Source organism: Roseisalinus antarcticus (assembly GCF_900172355.1).
In the GTDB taxonomy this organism is placed as follows: domain Bacteria; phylum Pseudomonadota; class Alphaproteobacteria; order Rhodobacterales; family Rhodobacteraceae; genus Oceanicola; species Oceanicola antarcticus_A.
This window is the reverse complement of the sequence record NZ_FWFZ01000007.1, coordinates 1-19,468: the sequence shown is the minus strand read 5'-3', so window position 1 is coordinate 19,468 and position 19,468 is coordinate 1. Positions and strand designations below refer to the sequence as shown.

Here is a 19,468-nt window from a genome sequence, read left to right as displayed (position 1 = left end):
TGAAGCGTCGCGCACTTCGCGTTAGGTTGGGCTTTGAACCAGCACAGGCAGGAGAGCGCACATGCTGACACTCGCTGACATCTTCGCGGCCAGGGCGGCGATCGCGCCGGTCGCGACCGGCACGCCGCTGGTCCCGTCGCCCTACCTGTCAGAGGTCTCGGGGCAGCCGTTCCTGCTCAAGCTCGAGAACATGCAGCCGATCGGCGCGTTCAAGCTGCGCGGGGCGCTGAATGCTGTCTCGCGCCTGCCCGGGGGCAGCGCCGGCGTCACATGTTGCTCCACCGGCAACCACGGGCGCGGCGTCGCCTTCGCGGCCCGAGAGCGGGGCATCCGGGCCGTGATCTGCATGTCGAACCTGGTGCCGCAGGCCAAGATCGACGGCATCCGCGCCCTGGGCGCCGAGGTGCGCATCGTCGGCCAGAGCCAGGACGACGCCCAGGCCGAGGTCGACCGGCTGGTCGCCCGAGAGGGGCTGGCCGAGATCTCGCCCTTCGATGACGCCCATGTCATCGCCGGACAAGGCACCATCGGGCTCGAGATGCTGGAGGCCCGGCCGGACCTCACGACGTTGCTGGTGCCGCTGTCGGGCGGCGGCCTCGCGGGCGGCATTGCGCTGGCGGCCAAGGCGATCCGGCCCGACATCCGCGTGGTCGGCATCTCGATGGATCGCGGCCCCGCGATGTATCGCTCGATCCGCGCCGGACATCCGGTCGAGGTCGACGAGGTGCAAAGCCTCGCCGACAGTCTCGGCGGCGGCATCGGGGCGGACAACCGGTTTTCGCTGGCGCTCTGCCGCGATCTGCTCGACCAGACGATCCTGGTCTCCGAGGAAGAGATCTATCGCGCGATGCAAATCCTTTACTGGGAGGACCGTATCGTCGCCGAAGGGGCCTGTGTCGTGGGCATCGCCGCGCTGCTCGCCGGCAAGCTGACCCTCACCGGGCCGACGGCCGCTGTCATCACCGGGCGCAATTGCGACATGGCGCTGTTCACCCGGGTGGTGACCGGGCAAAGCGTCGATCTCGATGGTTATGTCGTCGAGGGGCGCGCCTATGCCCGCTGACATCCTGATCGCGACCGAGGCGGAGCTTCGCGCCGCGCTGCCGCTGGACCTCGCCGCCATCGACTGTGTCGAAAGCGCCTTCGCGGCGCTCGCCGGCGACGGGGTGGTCATGCCCCCGGTGCTGTCGATGGCGCTGCCGGCCGTGAACGGCGAGGTGGACGTCAAGACGGCCTATCTGCCGGGCTTCGAGGGCTTTGCGATCAAGGTCAGCCCCGGTTTCTTCGACAATCCGGGGCTCGGCCTGCCCAGCCTGAACGGGCTGATGTTGCTGTTCTCGGCCCGCACGGGTGTGGCGCAGGCGGTGTTTCTGGACAACGGCTATCTCACCGACCTGCGGACGGCCGCCGCCGGGGCCGTTGCGGCCCGGCACCTTGCACCTCGGGACGTGCGGACCGCCGGGGTCCTGGGGACGGGCGCACAGGCCAGGTTGCAGATGCAGGCCGCCCATCTCGTGCGCCCCTTCGAGCGGGTCCTGGTCTGGGGCCGGGATCCGGAGCGGGCCGCCGCCTGCGCCCGGGACATCGCCGCCGCGACGGGCGCGACGGCCGACGTTGCCGAGGATATCCCAACGCTCATGGCGCAGTCGCAGTTGGTGGTGACGACCACGCCGTCGGAACAGCCCCTGATCCGGGCCGAGTGGCTGCACCCCGGGGTGCACATCACGGCGATGGGCTCCGACCAGCAGGGCAAGACCGAGGTCGCGCCCGAGGCGCTGGCCGCCGCCGACCTCTACGTCGCGGACAGGGTCAGCCAATGCGCGGTCATGGGAGAGCTTCGCGGCGCACGCGCGGCCGGGCTGATGACCGGCGATCCGCCCGAGCTTGGCCAGATCGTCACCGGCCAGGCCGCCGGACGGCAGAGCGCGGATGCGGTCACCGTCTGCGACCTGACGGGCACGGGTGCGCAGGACACCGCCATCGCCACCCGCGCCCTCGCCGCCATGCGTCAGACCAGGGGCGGCACCACGATCAGCGCCTGACCGCCACCCATCCCGTTTCACCGTTCCCCCAGACCATGATTGCCCAGCGCCGGGATGGACAGTAGACCCGCGGCATCGACCCTCGATCTGAAAGGACATCTGATGCGCCGTGCGCTTGTCACCGGAACGGCCGGCTTCATCGGCTTTCACCTTGCACGGCTGCTGCTGTCCGAGGGTTGGCAGGTCGCCGGATATGACGGCATGACCGATTATTACGACGTCACGCTGAAACAGCGCCGCCACCAGATCCTGCTTCAGAACGAGGGGTTTACCGCGACCGAGGCGCGGCTCGAGGATACCGGGGCCTTCGACCGCGCGGCCGATGCGTTCGAGCCGGACGTGATCGTGCATCTCGCGGCGCAGGCGGGCGTGCGCTATTCGCTGGAGGCGCCCCGTGCCTATCTCGAGGCCAATGTCATGGGCACCTTCACCGTCATGGAGGCCGCGCGCCGGCACAAGGTCGATCACCTGCTGATGGCCTCGACCTCTTCGGTCTACGGTGCCAACACCGAGATGCCCTATGCCGAGACGCACAAGGCGGATTCCCCTCTGACGATCTATGCCGCCACCAAGAAGGCGAACGAGGCGATGGGCCATGCCTGGGCGCACTTGCACGGCCTGCCTGTGACGATGTTCCGCTTCTTCACGGTCTACGGGCCCTGGGGGCGACCCGACATGGCGCTGTTCAAATTCACCAAGGGCATCCTCGAAGGCACGCCCATCGACATCTACAACCACGGTGACATGTGGCGCGACTTTACCTATGTCGACGATCTGGTGCGCGGGATTTCCCTGCTGATTGAGGCGGCGCCACCGCGCGTCGACGCACGCGCAGATTTAGAGGATGTGCAAAATGACACACTTTCAGATGCCGCTCCTTGGCGCGTTGTCAACATAGGAAACGGAGAGAGCGTCTGCCTTCTCGACTTCGTCGACGCGATCGAGGCCGCGACTGGAACCCGCGCGATCCGCAACATGATGGAGATGCAGACCGGCGACGTCCCCGCGACATGGGCGGATTCCACCCAGTTGCAGGCGCTGACCGGCTATTCGCCGAAAACTCCGGTCCGCGAGGGCGTGGCGCGGTTCGTCGAGTGGTATCGGGAGTATTACCAGGCCTGACCCGGCGCCCGCCTAGAGCGAATAGAGCTCTCGTGCGGTGCCTTCGAACAGGCTCGCGCGGTCGGGCTTTGTCCAGTCGCGCGTGATCCGGTCCATCGCCCTGATCGCCTCGGGCCCGGGGCAGGTCTGGTCGTGGACCGGGAAATCCGTGCCGAAACACATCCGCTGCGCACCGAAGGCGGCGGTGACCGGGGCGAGGATGCCTGCGAGGCTGTCGTCGGTCCAGCCCGGCTCCAGGCATTGCAGGGCGGAGACCTTCATCACCGTTCCGGGCAGCTCCGCCAGGGCGGCAAGCCCCTCGTGCCAGGCGGAGATGTTGTCGACGCTGCGGTCGTTGGGGCTGGCCACGTGTTCGATGGCGACGCGCAGGTCGGGCACCTGCGACAGGACCCGCGCCGCCCGTGCCATCTGCCGGGGCCGCAGCATGAGGTCGAACACCAGGCCCTGCCGCGCCAGTTCGCGCAGCCCGTCCAGGAACGCGGGCCGGTCCAGCAGGTCAGCGGAGCGGGCGAGGCTTGGCCCCTCGGGCCCCGCGGCGACAATGTCGCGGATACCGCGGAACGCCGGGCTGATGGCGCGGCACCGGTCCAATCTCTCGCCGAAATCGGGCGCGTCGAGCGGTTGATGCCCGATCAGCGCCGCACCGACCCGCCCGCCGCTCGCCTTGCGCATCTCTTCGGCGGCGGCCAGCTCGGCCAGGGGATCGGCGGCCAGCGCCTCGATCCATACCGTCGCGGCGATGTCGAACCCGGCGAACGCGGCATCATAGGTCGCGGGCGTGACATCCCGGTCCAGCGCCGGGTTGCCGGCCAGCCACGGATGGCTGCCGGGGACGCGACGCCACAGGTGGTGATGGGCGTCCACGAGGCGCGGCGCATCGCTCACAGGACCGGGACCTGCGGCACCCCGCTTGCGAGCGCGGCCTCCGCGGCCTCCAGCAACGCGACGGAGCGCAGCGCATCTCCAAGCCCCACAATCGGCGCCGCGCCGCTTGCGACGCAATCGAGGAAATGCTCGACCTCCGCCCGCAACGCACCCTGCACCCGGCCGTGCACCACGGGCTGATGACGGATTCCCGCCGCGCGAAAGCCCTCGGCCGCGTCGAATGCTACAAGCTGTTGATTGCGAAGGGACATGTCGTTGGAGACGAAGCCCTTCGCCCCGTAGACATCCAGCCGGTTGTTGCCGGCCGCCTGCCAACCCTCGGGGCTGTCGAACCGCGCATAGGCGGGGGGCAGGGTCCAGGCGCTCTCGACGCAGGCGACGGCGCCATCCTCGAACCCGATGGTGGTGATGACATGATCGTCCATCCCGTGCGCCGCGTGCAGCGCGCCCCGGCCGGCCATGGCATGGACCGAAGCGATCGCGCCCGGATGGACCCAGCGCACCAGGTCGAAATCATGGATGCCCAGGATCCTGAGGGTCGAGGAGCTGCCGGCAAAGCGCCCGACCTCGCCGGGGCCGAACTGCCGCCGCGCGAGGATAGAGGCGACGCGGCCGCAGACACCCTCGGCCACCGCCGATTGCAACTGCGCGGATCCGGTCTCGAACCGTTCCACATGGGCGGCCATGGCGGTGATGCCCGCCGCCTCGGCCACGGCGATGATCTCGCGCATGGTGGCGAGGTCGGGGGCCACGGGCTTTTCGATCATCACCGCACAGCCCTGTTCGGCGGCCATGGCGACGTTGCCCGCATGGGCCGCCTCGGGCGTGGCGATGATGACGGCGTCGAGCCCAGAGGCGAAGAACGCGGCCGGATCATCAAAGGCCGCCGCCCCGTATCTGTCGGCCAGCGCCGAGGCCCGGGCCATGTCCAGGTCACAGACCGCTGCGAGTGCGCTGGCCCCCTCGGCCACGATCCGCGCGTGCCAGCCCCCGATCATGCCTGCGCCGATCAGCCCGACGCGGATCACCACGGCTGCGCACCCGGCGTCATGATCGCCTGCATGGTCGTGGCGGTGTTGCGTGGCGCGGGCGGCGGCATCTCGGGCCGGACCAGGCGGCCGGAGCCCGCCTTGCCCACAATCTTGCCATCGACCGCGACGGTCTGGCCGCGGACCAGCGTCCGCATGACGCTGCCCTGGACCGTCCAGCCGTCATAGGGCGTCAGCTTTCCGCGCGACGCCAGTTCCCTGGCGCGGATCGTATGCGCCTTGTTCGGATCGACCAGGGCGAGGTCTGCCTCGGCCCCCACCCGCACGACGCCCTTGCGCCCGAACAGGCCGAAGGCCCGGGCCGGGGCCGCGCTCATCGTGCGCACGACGTCCTCAAGCGTCATCCGGTCCTTGGCCACCGCATCCAGCATCAGCGGCAGCGAGGTCTGCACCCCCGGAAAACCGCAGGCGATGTCCCAGATCGTCGGCGCGTCCTTTTCGCTCAGCGCATGGGGCGCGTGATCGGTGGAGACCATGTCGATCGTGCCGTCCTTCAGCCCGGCCCAGAGCGGCTCCTGGTGGGCGCGCTGGCGGATCGGCGGGTTCATGCGGATCAGGTCGCCGCCGGGGCTCAGCATCTCCTCGGCCGCGAGATAGAGATACTGCGGCAGCGTCTCGACGGTGATGTCCACGCCGCGCTCCTTGAAGAAGCGGATATAGGGCAGGCTCGCGGCACAGCTTTCGTGCACGATATGGATGCGTGCGCCCGTCCATTCGGCGATCACCCCCGACCGGCTGAGCGCCTCGACCGCGACCACGTCCGTCCGCGCCGCAAGATGGGCAAGCGGATCGTTGCGCCCCGCCGCCTTCAGCCGGTTCTGACGCCAGAACAGCATCGGCGAGTTCTCGGCGTGGATCGAACAGCGCAGGCCGAGCCGGGCCAGGATCTCGAACCCTTCGAGCACCGCCCCGTCGTTGGGACAGGGCAGATCGCCCGTCGTGTTGCCCAGGAACAGCTTGAAGCCGCAGACACCGGCCTCGGCCAAGGCCTCGAGCTGGTCGAGGTTATGCTCGCCCAGCAGGCCGTAGATGCCGAAATCGACGATGGATTTCTCTTCGGCGAAGGCCAGTTTCTCGGCAAAATGCGCTGGCGTGTCGACCGGCGGGTCGGTGTTGGGCATGTCGAAGACGGTGGTGACCCCGCCCAGCGCCGCGGCCGCACTGCCGGTGCCCCAATCCTCCTTGTGGGTCATGCCGGGCTCGCGGAAATGGACGTGGACGTCGATGATGCCGGGCAGGATCATCTGGCCTTCGGCGTCGATCACCTCGCGTCCGGCGGGCAGCGTGCCGGGGGCGCCGATGCCCACGATGCGGCCGTCGTCGATGGCGATGTCAGCCTGTTGACGGCCGTCCTCGTTCACAATGGTTCCGTTGGAGATCACCGTCTCGACGCTGCGCTCGCTCATCACGTTTCCTTCTGGTCTTGGGCATTCTTGGCTTGTCAGATCACCGATACGCCGTCATTGGCAACATCCGGCCCGATCCGGCCGCGCAAATCATCATTCCGGGCGACGGAGGCGCGGACGCGGGCGAAGCTGACTTGATGTGCGCCTTCGGAACGGCGACATTCGGGAACAGGTAGAGGCATGACACAAAGGCCGGCAGGCGAATGACGCTTCAGGACCAGGCCGGCGCGGGCGAGAACGGCGGCATTCTGCTGGCCAGCGACCATGCCTATGCGGTGCTGCGGCGCGACATCCTGATGGGGGTCTTCGCGCCGGGCTCGAACCTGCGCTTTGCCGAATTGCGCACCCGCTACGACATCGGCGCGAGCCCGCTGCGCGAGGCGCTGTTCCGGCTCGCCTCGCAGAAACTGGTCCTGCAGGAGAGCAATCGCGGCTTTCGTGTGCCGCCGCTCGATCCCGCCGACTGGGCAGATATCGTCGCCATGCGCCGCCGGCTGGAACCCGGCGCGGCCGAGGCCTCGGTCACCCGCGGCGACGAGGGCTGGGAAGAAGCGCTGTTGCTGGCCCACAGGCGGCTGAAGCGGCTGGGCTCGGCGGCCGAGATCGTCACGCCGCTGGGCGACAGCGACCGCTCCGGCAAGTGGGAGCAGTGCCACCGCGACTTTCACTTCAGCCTGATCGCGGCCTGCGGCTCTGACTGGACGATCCATTTCTGCACGCTGCTGATCGACCAGTTCGACCGGTATCGCCGTTTCGCCATTCCGGCCCGGTCGATGCAAAGCCGCCTTGCCCTGCAGCACGATGCCCTGCTGATCGCCGCCCTCGACCGGGACGCGGTGGCCTGCCGCGACCTGCTGGCTGTGCACGTGACCGACACCGGAGAGGCGGTGGCCGACGCGCTGACGCGGCTGACCTAAGGTCATACGATCGTCCCGCCATCCACGAGCAGGTCCTGCCCGGTGATGTTGCGCCCCCCCGGCCCAAGCAGGAACAGCACCGACAGCGCCACGTCCTGGTCCGTGCTCATCCGGCCCAGGGCCGCGGTGCGGCAGAACCGGTCATAGGCCTCCTGCGGCTCGATCCCCTCGCGCACGGCGGCCTCGCCCAGTTGCCGCGTCAGGCGCGGCCCCTCGACACCGCCGGGAGAGACCATGTTGACCCGGACACCGAAGGGCCCCGCCTCCAGCGCGGCCGACTTGGTGAAACCGCGCAGCGCCCATTTCGTGGCGCCATAGGCCGATGCCTGGCGCACCCCCTTGAAGCCGAAGGTGCCGCCGATGTTGACCACGGCGCCCGCCTGCATGCCCAGCATGACCGGCAGCATGTGCTTCATCGTCAGGAACGGGCCCAGGACGTTGACGTCGAAGACATCGTGGTAGTCGGCCACGCTGTGCTCCCACAGCATCTTGCCCGAGGGTCCGGTCCCGCCCGCGATGTTGACCAGCCCCCAGGACGCGGGCGTCATCGTCCGGGTCGCGCTGGCGACGGCGGACTGGACGCTCGCCTCGTCCGTCACGTCGCAGGGCACCACCAGGGCGGCGCGGCCCAGCGCCCGGGCCTCTTCGGCGACCGCTTCCAGCGCGTCGGTGTCGCGCCCGGCCAGCACCAGGTCAGCGCCCGCCTCGGCCAGCAGCAGGGTGATCGCCCGGCCCATTCCCTTGGCACCGCCGGTCACGAAGACCGCCTGCCCCTCCAGCCCCATCGGGATGCTCATCGTGACAGCCTCCGCTCCATCCAGACGGTCAGGCCGTAGATCGCCGTCGCGGTGATCATGCTGACCACCACCCCTGCCCACATCAGCGGCAGCTTGCGGAACGACGACGCCTCGAGGATCAGCGTGCCGATCCCCGGCGCCCCGCTCAGCCATTCGGCCAGCATCGCCGACAGCACGGCGCCGGCGCTGGCCATGCGGATGCCGGTAAAGATGAAGGGCAGCGCGAAGGGCACCCGGACCCGGGTGAAGGTCTGCCACCAGCTGGCGCCGCAGACATGCATCAGCTCCAGCGCATTGGCTTTGGGCGAGGCAAAGCCCCGCGCCGCATTCACCATGATCGGAAAGAACGAGACGATCACCACAACCACGATGGAGGTGGTCTGCCCGCGTCCGAAGATCAGGATCAGCAGCGGCGCGATCGCCAGGATCGGCGCGGTGCGCAGCATGATGATAAGCGGCAACAGCGCCCGCGACAGCAGCGGCGACAGCGTAAAGAGCCCGGCGATGCTCACCGCGAGGACCAGCGCCAGCGCCACGCCGCCCACCGTGCTGCGCAGGGTATAGGCCAGAGCGACCGCAAGCGCATCGGTTTCCTGGACCAGCGCCTGCCCGACACTGAGCGGGTCCGGCGCCACGAAGGGTTCGATATCCAGCAGGCTGATCGCCCCCTGCCAAAGGACGACGACGACGACGAGCACGACCGCCACGAACCGCGCGAACCGTCCCAGGGCGGCCAGCCGCTCCTGCGACTCGGCATAGCGCGAGGGGCGCTTGTCGGCCTGGTGGGGCGCGGTATCAGCCATGGCCGGACACCCCCTTGGGGCCCCAGTTCACGATCCGCGCCTCAAGCAGGGCGATCAGCCCGTAGGCCCCTGCCGACAGGCCGCAGATCGTCACGATGGTCAGCCACACCACGGGCACGTTGAATGAGAAGAGCGCGTAGAGGATCATCGCGCCCAGCCCCCGCTCGGCCCCCATCCATTCGGCGATGAGTGTGCCAAGAAGGGCCAGCGGGGCCGCAACCTTCATCGCCGCGAAGAGATAGGGCAGGGAACTCGGCACCGCGAGCAGGCGCAGCCGCTGCCAGCGGTTCGCGGCCATGACGTGGAACAGCTCTCTGGTCGACCGGTCCGTCGCCTTGAACCCTTGTACCGTGCCCAGAAGCAGCGGAAAGAACGACGAAATCCCTGCGATGGTGATGTAGAGCGCGGACCCCTGGCCGATCCAGATGACGAAGATCGGCGCCAGCGCGATCAGCGGCACGCAGTCGATCAGCACGCCGAGGCTGAGGATCGGCCGTTCCGCCCCCTCGCGCGACAGCGCCAGCGAGGCCAGCGCCAGCGCCGCGCAGGCCGCCGCGAAATAGCCAAGCAGGGCCGACCGCAGCGTGCCCCCCGCATGATAGACCAGGTTGTCCCATTGGGCGGGGATCACGGCGACGACCTGGCTGGGCGCGGGAACCGTGATCGGCAGCCAGCCGGCGGCCTTGGCGATCTCCATGAGCGCCAGCAAGGCCACCATGACCGCTGCGGGCGGCGCGATGCTGCGCAACGTCCCCGCGGGGGTCATGCCGGCACCTTCATGTCGTCCCCGAAGAGGGCCTCGCGCACCTTGTTCTCGTAGCTGTTGAACCGTGCGTCCCGCATCAGGTCGAGCCGCCGAGGCCGCGGAAGATCCACGGAGATGACCTCTGACACACGGCCCGGGTTGGCCGACAGGACGACCACGGTGTCCGCCATGAAGACGGCCTCGCTGATCGAATGGGTGACGAGGACCGCGGTCGCGCCCGATTCCTTCCAGATCCTGAGCAGCTCCATGTTCATGCGCTGCCGCGTGATCTCGTCCAGGGCGCCGAAGGGTTCATCCATCAGCAGGACCTTGGGGTCGAGCGCCAGCGCCCTCGCGATGGCGACGCGCTGCTGCATCCCGCCCGACAGCTGCGACGGCCGCGCCTCCTCGAACCCGGCCAGACCGACCAGCGTGGTCAGCGCGGCAGGGTCCCGCCGGGGCGCGATCTTGGCGACCTCCGCGGGCAGGCGCACGTTCTCGACCACGTTGCGCCAGGGAAGAAGGGTCGGATCCTGGAAGACGAAGCCGATCTCGTGCGACAGCCGCGCCGCGTCGGGGCCATGGTCGCCCACGCGGATGCTGCCCGTGGTCGGCGGAAAGACATCGGCGATCAGCCGCAACAGGGTCGACTTTCCGCAGCCCGAGGGGCCGATGAGGGCGGTGAAACTGCCCGACGGAAAGGTGATTTCGATATCCGCAAGTGCCTGGATCTCGCCCTTGCCAAGCGAGAAACTCTTGGACACGCCGGAGATCGCGATCTCGGTCATGGTGTCGTCTCCGCCCCAGCCGGGCCCGGGGCCGGGTGGCAATGACAGCCCGTGCGATAATAATCGCGGTAGGCCGCCTCGATCCGGGCGACCTCGTCCAGGTCGGCCGGAGCGGCCTCTGCGGCCGATCGCGCCTGTGCGAGCATCTCCGCCTCCAGCGCCGGCAGGTCGATGCCCAGGCAGGCACCGTCGGTCACAATCTTGCGGCCGTGGATCCACAGTCCTGCCACATCAGCCTTGGTCGCGCGGGCCAGGATCAGGTCCTCGGCGCTCGCCCGGCCGGGCACCACATCGGCCATCATCCGGTCGGTCCGGAGCGCGAGCACATCCGACGGCGCCCCTGGCGCGATCCGGCCGCCATCGTCCGGGCCGAGGATCGCCGCCCGCCCGTCCGCGACCACCGCCTGCCACAGCCGGTCCCGGTCCAGCACGTCGTGCACACCGAACCCGCGCTGAAGGGTCCACAGCAGGCGCAATTCGCGCAGGGCGTCCTCGTCATCGTCGAAGGACATCCCGTCCATCCCCATGCCGAACCGCAGCCCGGCCTTGATGTAGGCAGCCACCGGCGCGATGCCGGACCGAAGCCGCAGGTTCGACGAGGTGTTGACCGACACCATCACCCCGCGCTCTGCCAGCAGGGCGCACTCATCCGGCGTCAGCCAGACGCCGTGGGCGACGGTCAAACGCTCCGACAACAGGCCGAGGCCATCGAGGTGGGACACCAAGCCACCGGGATAGGCCGCGTCGGCCCATTGCCGCTGCGATTCCGTTTCCAGCAGGTGCATGTGGACCCTGCGCCCCAGGCTGGCGGAGCGGTCTGCCACGGTGGCCAGCGTCGCGTCATCGACCCATTGCGGCCCGACAGGGCCGTATTGCGGCATGAAATGCGGGCTTTCGAGGGCGAATATGTCTTCGGCGATGGCCAGCTGATCGGCGAACGGCATGATCTTGCGGGCCTTGATCCGCGCCGCGGCCTCCGGCCCGACGGCCTTCAGCAGGGGGGCCGGATCGCCGTAGGTGATCGGGTTGTGGCCCATCAGCGGCACGGCGAAGGCCACGCGCACCCCGACATCCCGTGCGGCGCGGGCGACGGCGCGAGCCTCGTCCATCAGCGCGTCGGGGTCCTGCGTGTTGTGGCAGTGATTCATAATGCCGATGCCGCCCTGCGCCATCCGCGCAAAGGCGACGGCGGCCCGCAGATAGGGGTCCACCTTCGGCTCCAGCCCCAGGCGGGTCAGCCAGACTTCCAGCGCGTCGTCCCCCGCGCCGAAGGCCGTGGTCCGCATCCCCCGCCCGTGGTCATGGGCGTTGCAGAGCGCGGGCAGCACGACCTGGCCGACGGGCGGGCCGGACCCCCCGGTCTCGACGGCGGTGATGCCGTCGGGACCGAAGGTGACTGTGCCCCCGCCCACCTCCTGCCGGGACGGACCCCGCAGGAGGTGGTCGAAGGCCAGCTCTGTCGCAGTCTCGGTCACGTCAGCCCAGCGTCGCGTGGGCGGCCGCGATGAGGTCCTGCGTCATCGCATCGGAGGTGCTCATCGCGCCCTCTTCCAACTCGCCCGCAGCCACGTTGAACGCGATGGCCGCCTCGAAGGGCGCAGGCTCGATCCACAGCAGGCCGTTCTCGGCCGCGTCGCCGACCGGCACGAAATCGGCCATCATCTTGCTTTCGAGCGTCTGCGCCTCGAGGTCGAGACCGCGTTGACCGTATTTCTCGACCATGAGCACGGCCATCTCTTCGGGATTGGCCAGGTGCCACTGCCAGCCCTTGATCTCGGCCCGCAGCCAGGCGGTCAGCAGGTCGGACTTCTCGGCAATCGTCTCGTCGGTGGCGACGAGAACACCGGCGTAACCCGGCACGCCAAGATCGTTCATGTAGGCGATCTCGATGTCGACGCCGCGGGTCTGCAGCATGACACCCTGGTTGGTCGCCCAGCCGTAATAGCCGTCGACCTGACCGGCGGCGAGGATGCCCGGGTCGGTCCCGACCGGCACGAAGGTGACAGAATCGGGGTCCACGTCGGCGGTGGCAAGCAGGGCGCTCAGCTGAGGCCGCATCCCGTCGGGCAACGCGACCGTCTTGCCCGAGAAGTCGGACAGCGAGGTCAGTGGCTTGTCGGCCAGCGACATGATCGCGCCCGGGGCCTTCTGCATGATGGCCCCGAAGGCCTTCAGGGGGATCCCGCTCATCCGCGACCGCACCGTGCCCTCGACATCCGTGTCGCTGGTCATCGCCTGGCCGGAGCCCACGGCCACGTCGGTGCCGATGCCGCCGGGACCGCCCGCGACGAACTCGGCCTCGATGCCTTCGTCCTCGAAATATCCGTTCTCGATGGCGGCGAAATGGCCGCCGAACTGGATCGACTTCACCCAGCCAAGCTGGTGGACGACCTTTTCGAACCCGTGGGCCTCACCGAAGGCCTGGCCGGCAAGCCCGGCGGGCAACATGAAGGCGCCCGATGCGGCGGCAGAGCGCTGCAAAAATCCACGGCGGCTGAGATGTGGCGTGAAAAGTCTGCTTTCCGGACGGCGTGTCTTGGTCATTTTTGTAGTCCCCCTGATCAGATCGTTGACAATTGTCAGGCCACTCTCGCGACCGCTGGGTCGGTGTGCCCCAGCCTGCGCGAACAAGACCATCGCTCGCACAAAGCGCAGAGTCTCCGCCGCGGCGCAGCAGCTCAATATTTTCGATAATCCTTGGATTGTCGAAAAACTCGCAGATTCGAGGCTGGGATGCACAGGAATTAGGCGATCGGCGATTAATGCGCGATTCAGGTCGGGAAGGCCGAAAAAGCCATTGTTTCGGTGAAGCACGGTTGGCCATCTCCCGTCATGGAATTACTGGCGATCAGAGCGTCCTCCGAGAGCGGGACCATCTCGTATCTTCACGCAGGAGAGGCGGAATGGCCCGTCGTTCTGCTGATCCACGGGCTTGGCTGGGACGCAGAGCGCCTGTGGCGCGAGCAGATCGACCCGCTGGTGATCGGCGGTTGGCAGGTGATCGCGCCGGACCTGCGCGGCGTCGGACAATCGAGCGACATCACTGCGCCGATCACGATTTCGGACTATGCCGACGACCTCGAGGCGCTGCTGGCAGAGCTCGGGATCTCTTCGCTTGTGCTCGTCGGCTTCTCCATGGGCTGCTGCGTCGCCGTGGACCTGGCAAGCCGCCACGGCCTCGACCTGCGGGGCCTCGTGCTGGCCTGCGGCGGGGTGCGCAGCTCTCCGGAGGGACAGGCGGGAACCGAGGCGATGCTGGACCGCGCCGTGTCGCTGGGTCCGCAGCAATTCGCCACGGAACAGGCTGACAGCATCTTCGGGCGCAGCTGGGCCAAGGCCAATCCCGGGCCGGTGGCCGATTTCATCCGGTGGCGGGCCGCGATGGATCAGCAGAGCCTGCACCACGCGTTCCGCGCCACCTTCGGATGCAACTACGAACCCGCGCTGGCCGACATCGCGTGCCCCGCCGCCGTGATCACCGCCCGCGACGACAGCTTCGTCACCGCCGAGGCCGCCGCCCGGCTCGCCGGCCTGATACCGGGCGCGGAGCTCGAGATGATCCCCGATAGCGGTCACATGGCGACGGTCGAGCAGCCCGAGCTGTTCAACGCCGCGCTCTCGCGGCTACTGGGGAGGGCCGCGGCATGAAGACAGGTCTCGTCACCGGATCCCAGCCCTTCGCCGGCCTGCCCGACAGCCCATCCCAGACGCTGCTGTCCCACCTGGACGGGCTGGAGTTCGGCGATGTCCGGATTCACACCGTGGCGACCGACGTCAGCCTGGAGCGTGTTGCCGGCAACATGGCCAAACTGATCGCCGAGCACAGGCCCGCCTTCGTGGTCTCGCTTGGCCTCGCGCCCGGGGAATGCGTGATGCGGTGCGAGACGACCTCGATCAACCGGCTCGATTTCGGCGTCGCCGACAATTACGGCCAGCGCCCCGCCTACGGGCGCCCGATAGATCCGGACGGCCCCCCGGCGCGGCTGGCCACATGGGACGCCCATGGCCTTGCCGCCCGCATCCGCGCGGCAGGCCTGCCTGCCCGCGTCTCGCATTTTGCAGGCACCCACCTGTGCAACACGACCCTTTACGCCGCCCTCGGCGCGATGGAGGCCGCCGGGCTCGATGGCCCCTGCGGCTTTTTCCATCTGCCGTATCTGCCCGAGCAGGTCGCCCGCTTCATGTCCGAGGGGCCCCCGGGCGGCGATACCGCGCCCCTCACCCCCCGCGCCCTGCCCAGCATGGCCCTGGCCGACCAGATCGCCGGGCTGCGCATCCTGCTGGCGGCGCTCTCTTCCACCGCAAACGGAGACGTCTCATGACCGACCAGAACACCCCGCGCGTCTACGACAAGGCCAAGGACATCTCGGCCAACGAAATTCCCGTCATCGACCTGCACAGGCTGCGCCACGGCATGCTGCGCGACCGCCAGGCCGTCGCCGACAAGATTGCCGAAGCCTGCCGCACCGTCGGGTTCTTCTACATCTCCGGGCACGGCATCGCGCAATCGCTGATCGATGATGCGTTCGGCGCGAACAAGGCCTTTTTCGACCAGCCCTTCGAGAAGCGGATGGAATCCGCCGCGACCAAGGATTGGTGGCGCGGATACGTGCCCACCAAGCAGCAGGGCGAGGGCGGCGCCGTCGGCGGCAGCATCCAGACCTACCGCTTTATGCTCGACCTGCCCGAAGACGACCCGGACGTGGTGATGCGCAAGCCGATGCACCTGCCCAACCGCTGGGTCGACCACCTGCCGGGCTTCAACGACACGATGCAGACCTACATGGCCGAGATGGAAGTGCTCTCCGCCCTGCTGCGCCGCGCGTTCGCCCTGGGCCTCGGCCTGCCCGAAGGCTGGTTCGACCCGTTCTACCGCCGGCCGCTGATCCAGCAGAGCCTGCTGTTCTATCCCAAGCCGCCGTCGCAGCGCGAGGAGGATTTCCAGATCGGCGCCGGCGAGCATCGCGATACCGGGGCCTTTACCATCCTGATGCAGGACGACGCCGGCGGCCTGGAGGTCGGGCACCTGGAGCAGGAATGGGTCGCGGCCCGGCCGATCAAGGGCACCTATGTCATCAACATCGGCGACATGATGATGCGCTGGACCAACGGCCGCTTCATCTCGACCATGCACCGCGTGGTGAACCGGTCGGTGAAGGACCGCTACTCGATGCCGTATTTCGCGAACCCCGACTACGATTCGATCATCTCGCCGGTGCCCTGCCTGGTCGAACCGGGAACGACCAACGCATACCCGCCGCTGCATTTCGGGCAGTTCATGGACGATTTCTACAAGAAGGGCATGTCCTACCTCGACACCGCCCCGGCCGCCTGAGCGTCCCTTTCGCTGCACCCCCGCGCACGGTCCTCGGCGCCCCTTGGTTGATCGCCCGGATGCGTTTCGGTGTCCGGGAGCGGGTCATTCGATGCCACTGGATTGACAGATGCCTCAAAAAGGCGCTTTGACGCATGTTGTGCGTTGACAATGGTTCGTTATTCGCGGCCTGACGATTTTTCAGATAGTATTCCCTTCGGCAGGAGTGTCGAAGCAATGCCTTGTGACGGACGTGAGACGCCGCCGAACGGGATGGGATAGACAGAATGACAAAGGGCTTTCCGGCCATCCGTTCAATCGGACCGTCAAACCAGGCCGAGGCGGCCCTGCCTCCGTCCAACGGACAGAGCGACGGTGACACCATAGATCTTGTCGCGCTGCTGGGCACGCTCTGGCGGGGCAAGTGGGTCATCGCTCTGCTGACGACCCTGACGGTGCTGGCCGGCGGCTATTATGCCTATGTCGCGGCCACGCCCATGTTCAGGTCCACCGCCGTGGTCATCCTCGAGACCGAGCAGGCGAACGTGACCAACCTCGAAGGTCTGACCTCGGGCATCACAGGCGGCACGGCCGAGCTCAACTCCGAGGTGCAGATCCTGCGCGCCAGGGGCCTGATGGGCCGCGTGGTGGACGAGCTCGACCTGATCACCGATCCCGAATTCAACGAGGCCCTGAACGACCCCTCCGGGTTCCGGGTCCTGAAGGAACGGGTCCGCGTGCTCATCCTCGGGCCGCGGCAACCCCCGCCGCCCCGCCCCATCGAAGAGGTCGAGGCCCGGATTCGCGACAACGTGATCACCTCGCTGCTGGCCCATGTGGCCGTGCGGAACGTGCCGCAAAGCTATGTGTTCGAAGTCAGCGTAGAGACTGAGAGCGCCCAGAAATCCGCCCTGATCGCCGACACGATCGTAGAGCTTTACATCGTCAACCAGCTGGACGTGAAATTCGAGGCTATGGAGCAGGCCACCAGCTGGCTGTCCGACCGCGTCGCAGAGCTCCAGGTCGACCTGGAGTGCGCCGAAGCGGTCCGCGCGGAATTCAGCACATCGACCGATCTGGTCTCGCCGGAGGCGCTCGCCGGGCTCGAGAGACAGCTCAAGGACGTGCGCGACCGGGCCGAGGCCGCCTCGATCGCCGCGGCCTCGGCCGAGGCCCGGCTGGCGGCCATGCGCGCCGCCGAGACCCCCGGGGCCAAGGCGGCCGCCGCCAATGATTCCCAGCTGTCGGAATTCCTGCCCCGGGTCGCCACGAGCGAGACCATCGCCCAGGCCTTCGACACCCGGTTCCAGCAGATCATCCAGCGCGCCGAGCTGGAGGCCATGCGCTCCGAGCAGCAGATCGAAGCCCTGCAGACCTCGATCGCCGGGCTCGAAACCCAGATCGCCACCCAGGGCGAGGACCTGATCAGGCTGCAGCAGCTGACCCGCGAGGCCGAGGCGATCCGGCTGCTCTACGAATACTTCCTCAACCGGCTCAACGAGACCTCCGCCCAGCAGGGGATACAGGAAGCCGACAGCCGGATCCTGTCAGATGCCGTCCCGCCGATCGCCGCATTCTCGCCGCGAAAGACGCTCATCGTTCTGGGCGCGGCGCTCCTCGGCATCATCTTCGGCAGCCTCGTGATCCTGGTGCGCGAGGCGATGTCCACGGGTTTTCGCACCGCCCGCAGCCTTGAGCAGGACATCGGCTATCCCGTGATCGGCCAGATCCCGGTCATCCCCGCGCGCAAACGCCGGCGGGTCGTCCAGTATCTCTCCGAGAAGCCGACCTCTGCCGCGGCCGAGGCCGTGCGCAACCTGCGCACCTCGCTGATGCTGTCCAATGTCGACAATCCGCCCAAGGTGATCGTCTCGACCTCGTCGATCCCGGGCGAGGGCAAGACCACGAATTCCCTCGCCCTGGCGCACAATCTCGTCGGAATGGGGCGCTCCGTCCTGATCATCGAGGGCGACATCCGCCGCCGAACCTTCGGGATCTACTTCGAGAACCTGCCCAAGAAGGGCCTCGTCTCGCTCCTCTCCGGAGAGGCCACGCTGGGGGAGGTGATCCACACGCTGCCGGAATTTGGCGCCGACGTCCTCGGCGGCGAAGGGACCAAGACCAATGCCGCCGATCTCTTCTCCTCCAAACGCTTCGCCGAGTTCCTGCTGGAAATGCGCGGCCGCTACGACAACATCATCATCGACACCCCGCCCGCACTGGTCGTGCCCGACGCGCGGATCATCGCCCAGGTGTCGGACGCGGTGATCTTCACGGTGCGCTGGGACAGCACCTCGCGCAGCCAGGTCGAGGAAGCGCTTCGCCTGTTCGAGGTCAGCAACCAGGCCATCACCGGCCTGGTCCTGAGCCAGATCAGCCCCAAGGGCATGAAGCGCTACGGCTACGGCGGTCGCTACGGCGCCTATTCCAGTTACGGGTCGAAGTACTACACCAGCTGATCAGCATCTATTCGTGCCCCCTCATCGGCGTCCGGCATTGACCCCTCCGGAGCTGAGCTGGTCCGGCGCTGCGCAGTCCTCGTGTGACGCAGCGGCGGCGGGCCGGCGGGGGTGGCTTTTGCGTTGGGCTCGGTTCTTTAAGCGCCAGCTTTCGTTGCCGCCGCCGCCGGTCTCGCAGCGATGCGTCGGGCGGTCGAGGAGCGCAGCGGTCATCGTCGCGTCGCCGAAGACGGTCGGCCATTCGCCAAAGGCGGGATTGGTCGTGGCGATGATCGAGCTCCGCTCGTGGGGCTTGCCGATGAGGTGGCGTGACGCGGGTTCAGGAAACGGTCCACTGGGCCGTTTCCCCGCTGAACGAGCTGGCCGCCTTTCCGAGCGGACGGGAGATAGCCGAGCCCGTCAAGGAGTGAGCCATCGCGTCGCCATGCGTTCGAGACCGATGGCGAACACGTCGAGGCGAAAGATCAGGTCCGCGCTGCGGCGCGGGCTTCGGCGTCGAGCTTGTTCACCAGATCGACACCATTGAAGAACCGGCCGCGACGGCCGTTGCGGATGCAGGCACGGGCGATACCGACGGCAAGACGGGTCTTGCCGGTTCCCGTTCCGCCGATCAGCACGAGATTGCGCGGGTGGTCGAGGACGTCTCCGGTGGCGAGGTCACGGATCGGGGTCCCGTTGACCTCGTCGTCCATCGGGCTCGACCCGATGGCGCCCTTCTGGACGACCCTCGACGTCGCACTCCTCGATCTTCCTGGCGAGCGGCACCTTGGCGATGGTCGGCTGGCATTCGATCGAGCGTGCCTGCTTCTCACTGATCTCGGCGGCCGGGAGGTCGCCCCTCTCGGCAGATTGCTTCGCAATCGCCTGCCGGGCAATGAATGACCTGTTGTGGTTCGTGCCGTCGCTTGACCGTCACGACGGAAGCGTGCCTCCGGCAAGACGGCGATGATCTCGTCGTAGGCTGTCCTCATGCCGTAGAGCTTCAGCTGGCCCGTCGTGCCTCCGGCACGCCTTGGTAGTGTCCCGGGAAGTGGTGTAGGAGGCCGCGCGCGGAGCCTCCGGCGTAGCGCAGTGCGCGGCCGGTGGTGACGCTGGCGGTCACCGTCGATCTTCGGAGAAGGTTCGGGTTGCGAGACCTGTA

General features: G+C 68.0%; 17 protein-coding genes and 1 pseudogene. 8 read left to right on the top strand and 10 right to left on the bottom strand.

Going from position 1 to position 19,468, the window contains the following annotated elements:
• Positions 1-61: 61 nt before the first annotated feature.
• The 3 genes from eutB to ROA7023_RS08350 all read left to right on the top strand — a co-directional run bounded on the left by eutB (position 62) and on the right by ROA7023_RS08350 (position 3,164).
• Positions 62-1,063 carry a hydroxyectoine utilization dehydratase EutB gene (eutB, locus tag ROA7023_RS08360; RefSeq protein WP_085878570.1) on the top strand — a complete coding sequence of 334 codons (1,002 nt, stop codon included), beginning with the start codon at positions 62-64 and terminating at the stop codon, positions 1,061-1,063.
• Positions 1,053-2,042 carry a cyclodeaminase gene (locus ROA7023_RS08355; protein ID WP_085878569.1) on the top strand — a complete coding sequence of 330 codons (990 nt, stop codon included), beginning with the start codon at positions 1,053-1,055 and terminating at the stop codon, positions 2,040-2,042. The genes eutB and ROA7023_RS08355 overlap by 11 nt, the downstream gene beginning before the upstream one ends.
• A gap of 102 nt (positions 2,043-2,144) precedes the next feature.
• Positions 2,145-3,164 (top strand): NAD-dependent epimerase/dehydratase family protein, encoded by a 1,020-nt coding sequence (locus ROA7023_RS08350; protein WP_085878568.1) that lies wholly within the window; start codon positions 2,145-2,147, stop codon positions 3,162-3,164.
• 12 nt (positions 3,165-3,176) lie between these two features.
• Here ROA7023_RS08350 and ROA7023_RS08345 read toward each other — a convergent pair whose 3' ends face one another.
• Genes ROA7023_RS08345 through allB form a run of 3 tightly spaced genes read right to left on the bottom strand, consistent with a single transcriptional unit; the run spans position 3,177 to position 6,504 of the window.
• Entirely contained in the window at positions 3,177-4,049 is an 873-nt protein-coding gene (locus ROA7023_RS08345; protein ID WP_159458467.1) for an amidohydrolase family protein, read from the bottom strand.
• Positions 4,046-5,080 carry a Gfo/Idh/MocA family protein gene (locus ROA7023_RS08340; protein WP_085878567.1) on the bottom strand — a complete coding sequence of 345 codons (1,035 nt, stop codon included), beginning with the start codon at positions 5,078-5,080 and terminating at the stop codon, positions 4,046-4,048. Before ROA7023_RS08340 ends, ROA7023_RS08345 begins: the two co-directional genes overlap by 4 nt.
• Positions 5,074-6,504: an allantoinase AllB gene (gene allB / locus ROA7023_RS08335; RefSeq protein WP_085878566.1), complete on the bottom strand. Its 1,431-nt coding sequence runs from the start codon at positions 6,502-6,504 to the stop codon at positions 5,074-5,076. Before allB ends, ROA7023_RS08340 begins: the two co-directional genes overlap by 7 nt.
• Positions 6,505-6,707: 203 nt before the next feature.
• Here allB and ROA7023_RS08330 point away from each other — a divergent pair, with 203 nt between their 5' ends.
• Entirely contained in the window at positions 6,708-7,421 is a 714-nt protein-coding gene (locus tag ROA7023_RS08330; protein WP_085878565.1) for a GntR family transcriptional regulator, read from the top strand.
• Between the two features lie 2 nt (positions 7,422-7,423).
• Here ROA7023_RS08330 and ROA7023_RS08325 read toward each other — a convergent pair whose 3' ends face one another.
• Genes ROA7023_RS08325 through ROA7023_RS08300 form a run of 6 tightly spaced genes read right to left on the bottom strand, consistent with a single transcriptional unit; the run spans position 7,424 to position 13,002 of the window.
• Positions 7,424-8,218: an SDR family NAD(P)-dependent oxidoreductase gene (locus ROA7023_RS08325; RefSeq protein WP_200812477.1), complete on the bottom strand. Its 795-nt coding sequence runs from the start codon at positions 8,216-8,218 to the stop codon at positions 7,424-7,426.
• Complete coding sequence (locus ROA7023_RS08320; RefSeq protein ID WP_085878564.1) at positions 8,215-9,021, bottom strand: ABC transporter permease; 807 nt, start codon at positions 9,019-9,021, stop codon at positions 8,215-8,217. Before ROA7023_RS08320 ends, ROA7023_RS08325 begins: the two co-directional genes overlap by 4 nt.
• Complete coding sequence (locus tag ROA7023_RS08315) at positions 9,014-9,787, bottom strand: ABC transporter permease (RefSeq protein ID WP_085878563.1); 774 nt, start codon at positions 9,785-9,787, stop codon at positions 9,014-9,016. The genes ROA7023_RS08320 and ROA7023_RS08315 overlap by 8 nt, the downstream gene beginning before the upstream one ends.
• On the bottom strand, positions 9,784-10,554 hold the full coding sequence (locus tag ROA7023_RS08310) for an ABC transporter ATP-binding protein (protein WP_085878562.1): 771 nt from the start codon (positions 10,552-10,554) through the stop codon (positions 9,784-9,786). The genes ROA7023_RS08315 and ROA7023_RS08310 overlap by 4 nt, the downstream gene beginning before the upstream one ends.
• Positions 10,551-12,029 carry an amidohydrolase family protein gene (locus ROA7023_RS08305; RefSeq protein ID WP_085878561.1) on the bottom strand — a complete coding sequence of 493 codons (1,479 nt, stop codon included), beginning with the start codon at positions 12,027-12,029 and terminating at the stop codon, positions 10,551-10,553. Before ROA7023_RS08305 ends, ROA7023_RS08310 begins: the two co-directional genes overlap by 4 nt.
• Position 12,030: 1 nt before the next feature.
• A complete protein-coding gene (locus ROA7023_RS08300) occupies positions 12,031-13,002 on the bottom strand; it encodes an ABC transporter substrate-binding protein (RefSeq protein ID WP_159458466.1) in 972 nt (323 codons plus the stop codon).
• A 384-nt stretch (positions 13,003-13,386) separates the two neighbouring features.
• Here ROA7023_RS08300 and ROA7023_RS08295 point away from each other — a divergent pair, with 384 nt between their 5' ends.
• The 4 genes from ROA7023_RS08295 to ROA7023_RS08280 all read left to right on the top strand — a co-directional run bounded on the left by ROA7023_RS08295 (position 13,387) and on the right by ROA7023_RS08280 (position 18,327).
• Complete coding sequence (locus ROA7023_RS08295; RefSeq protein WP_085878559.1) at positions 13,387-14,202, top strand: alpha/beta fold hydrolase; 816 nt, start codon at positions 13,387-13,389, stop codon at positions 14,200-14,202.
• Positions 14,199-14,876, top strand: a complete 678-nt coding sequence (locus tag ROA7023_RS08290; RefSeq protein WP_085878558.1) for a pyroglutamyl-peptidase I — start codon at positions 14,199-14,201, stop codon at positions 14,874-14,876. Before ROA7023_RS08295 ends, ROA7023_RS08290 begins: the two co-directional genes overlap by 4 nt.
• Positions 14,873-15,889 carry an isopenicillin N synthase family dioxygenase gene (locus ROA7023_RS08285; RefSeq protein WP_085878557.1) on the top strand — a complete coding sequence of 339 codons (1,017 nt, stop codon included), beginning with the start codon at positions 14,873-14,875 and terminating at the stop codon, positions 15,887-15,889. The genes ROA7023_RS08290 and ROA7023_RS08285 overlap by 4 nt, the downstream gene beginning before the upstream one ends.
• 266 nt (positions 15,890-16,155) lie before the next feature.
• On the top strand, positions 16,156-18,327 hold the full coding sequence (locus ROA7023_RS08280) for a GumC family protein (protein WP_085878556.1): 2,172 nt from the start codon (positions 16,156-16,158) through the stop codon (positions 18,325-18,327).
• Between the two features lie 126 nt (positions 18,328-18,453).
• Here the strand turns inward: ROA7023_RS08280 and ROA7023_RS08275 are convergent.
• A pseudogene (locus ROA7023_RS08275) lies at positions 18,454-19,298 on the bottom strand (ATP-binding protein); the annotation flags it as partial.
• Between the last annotated feature and the right edge of the window lie 170 nt (positions 19,299-19,468).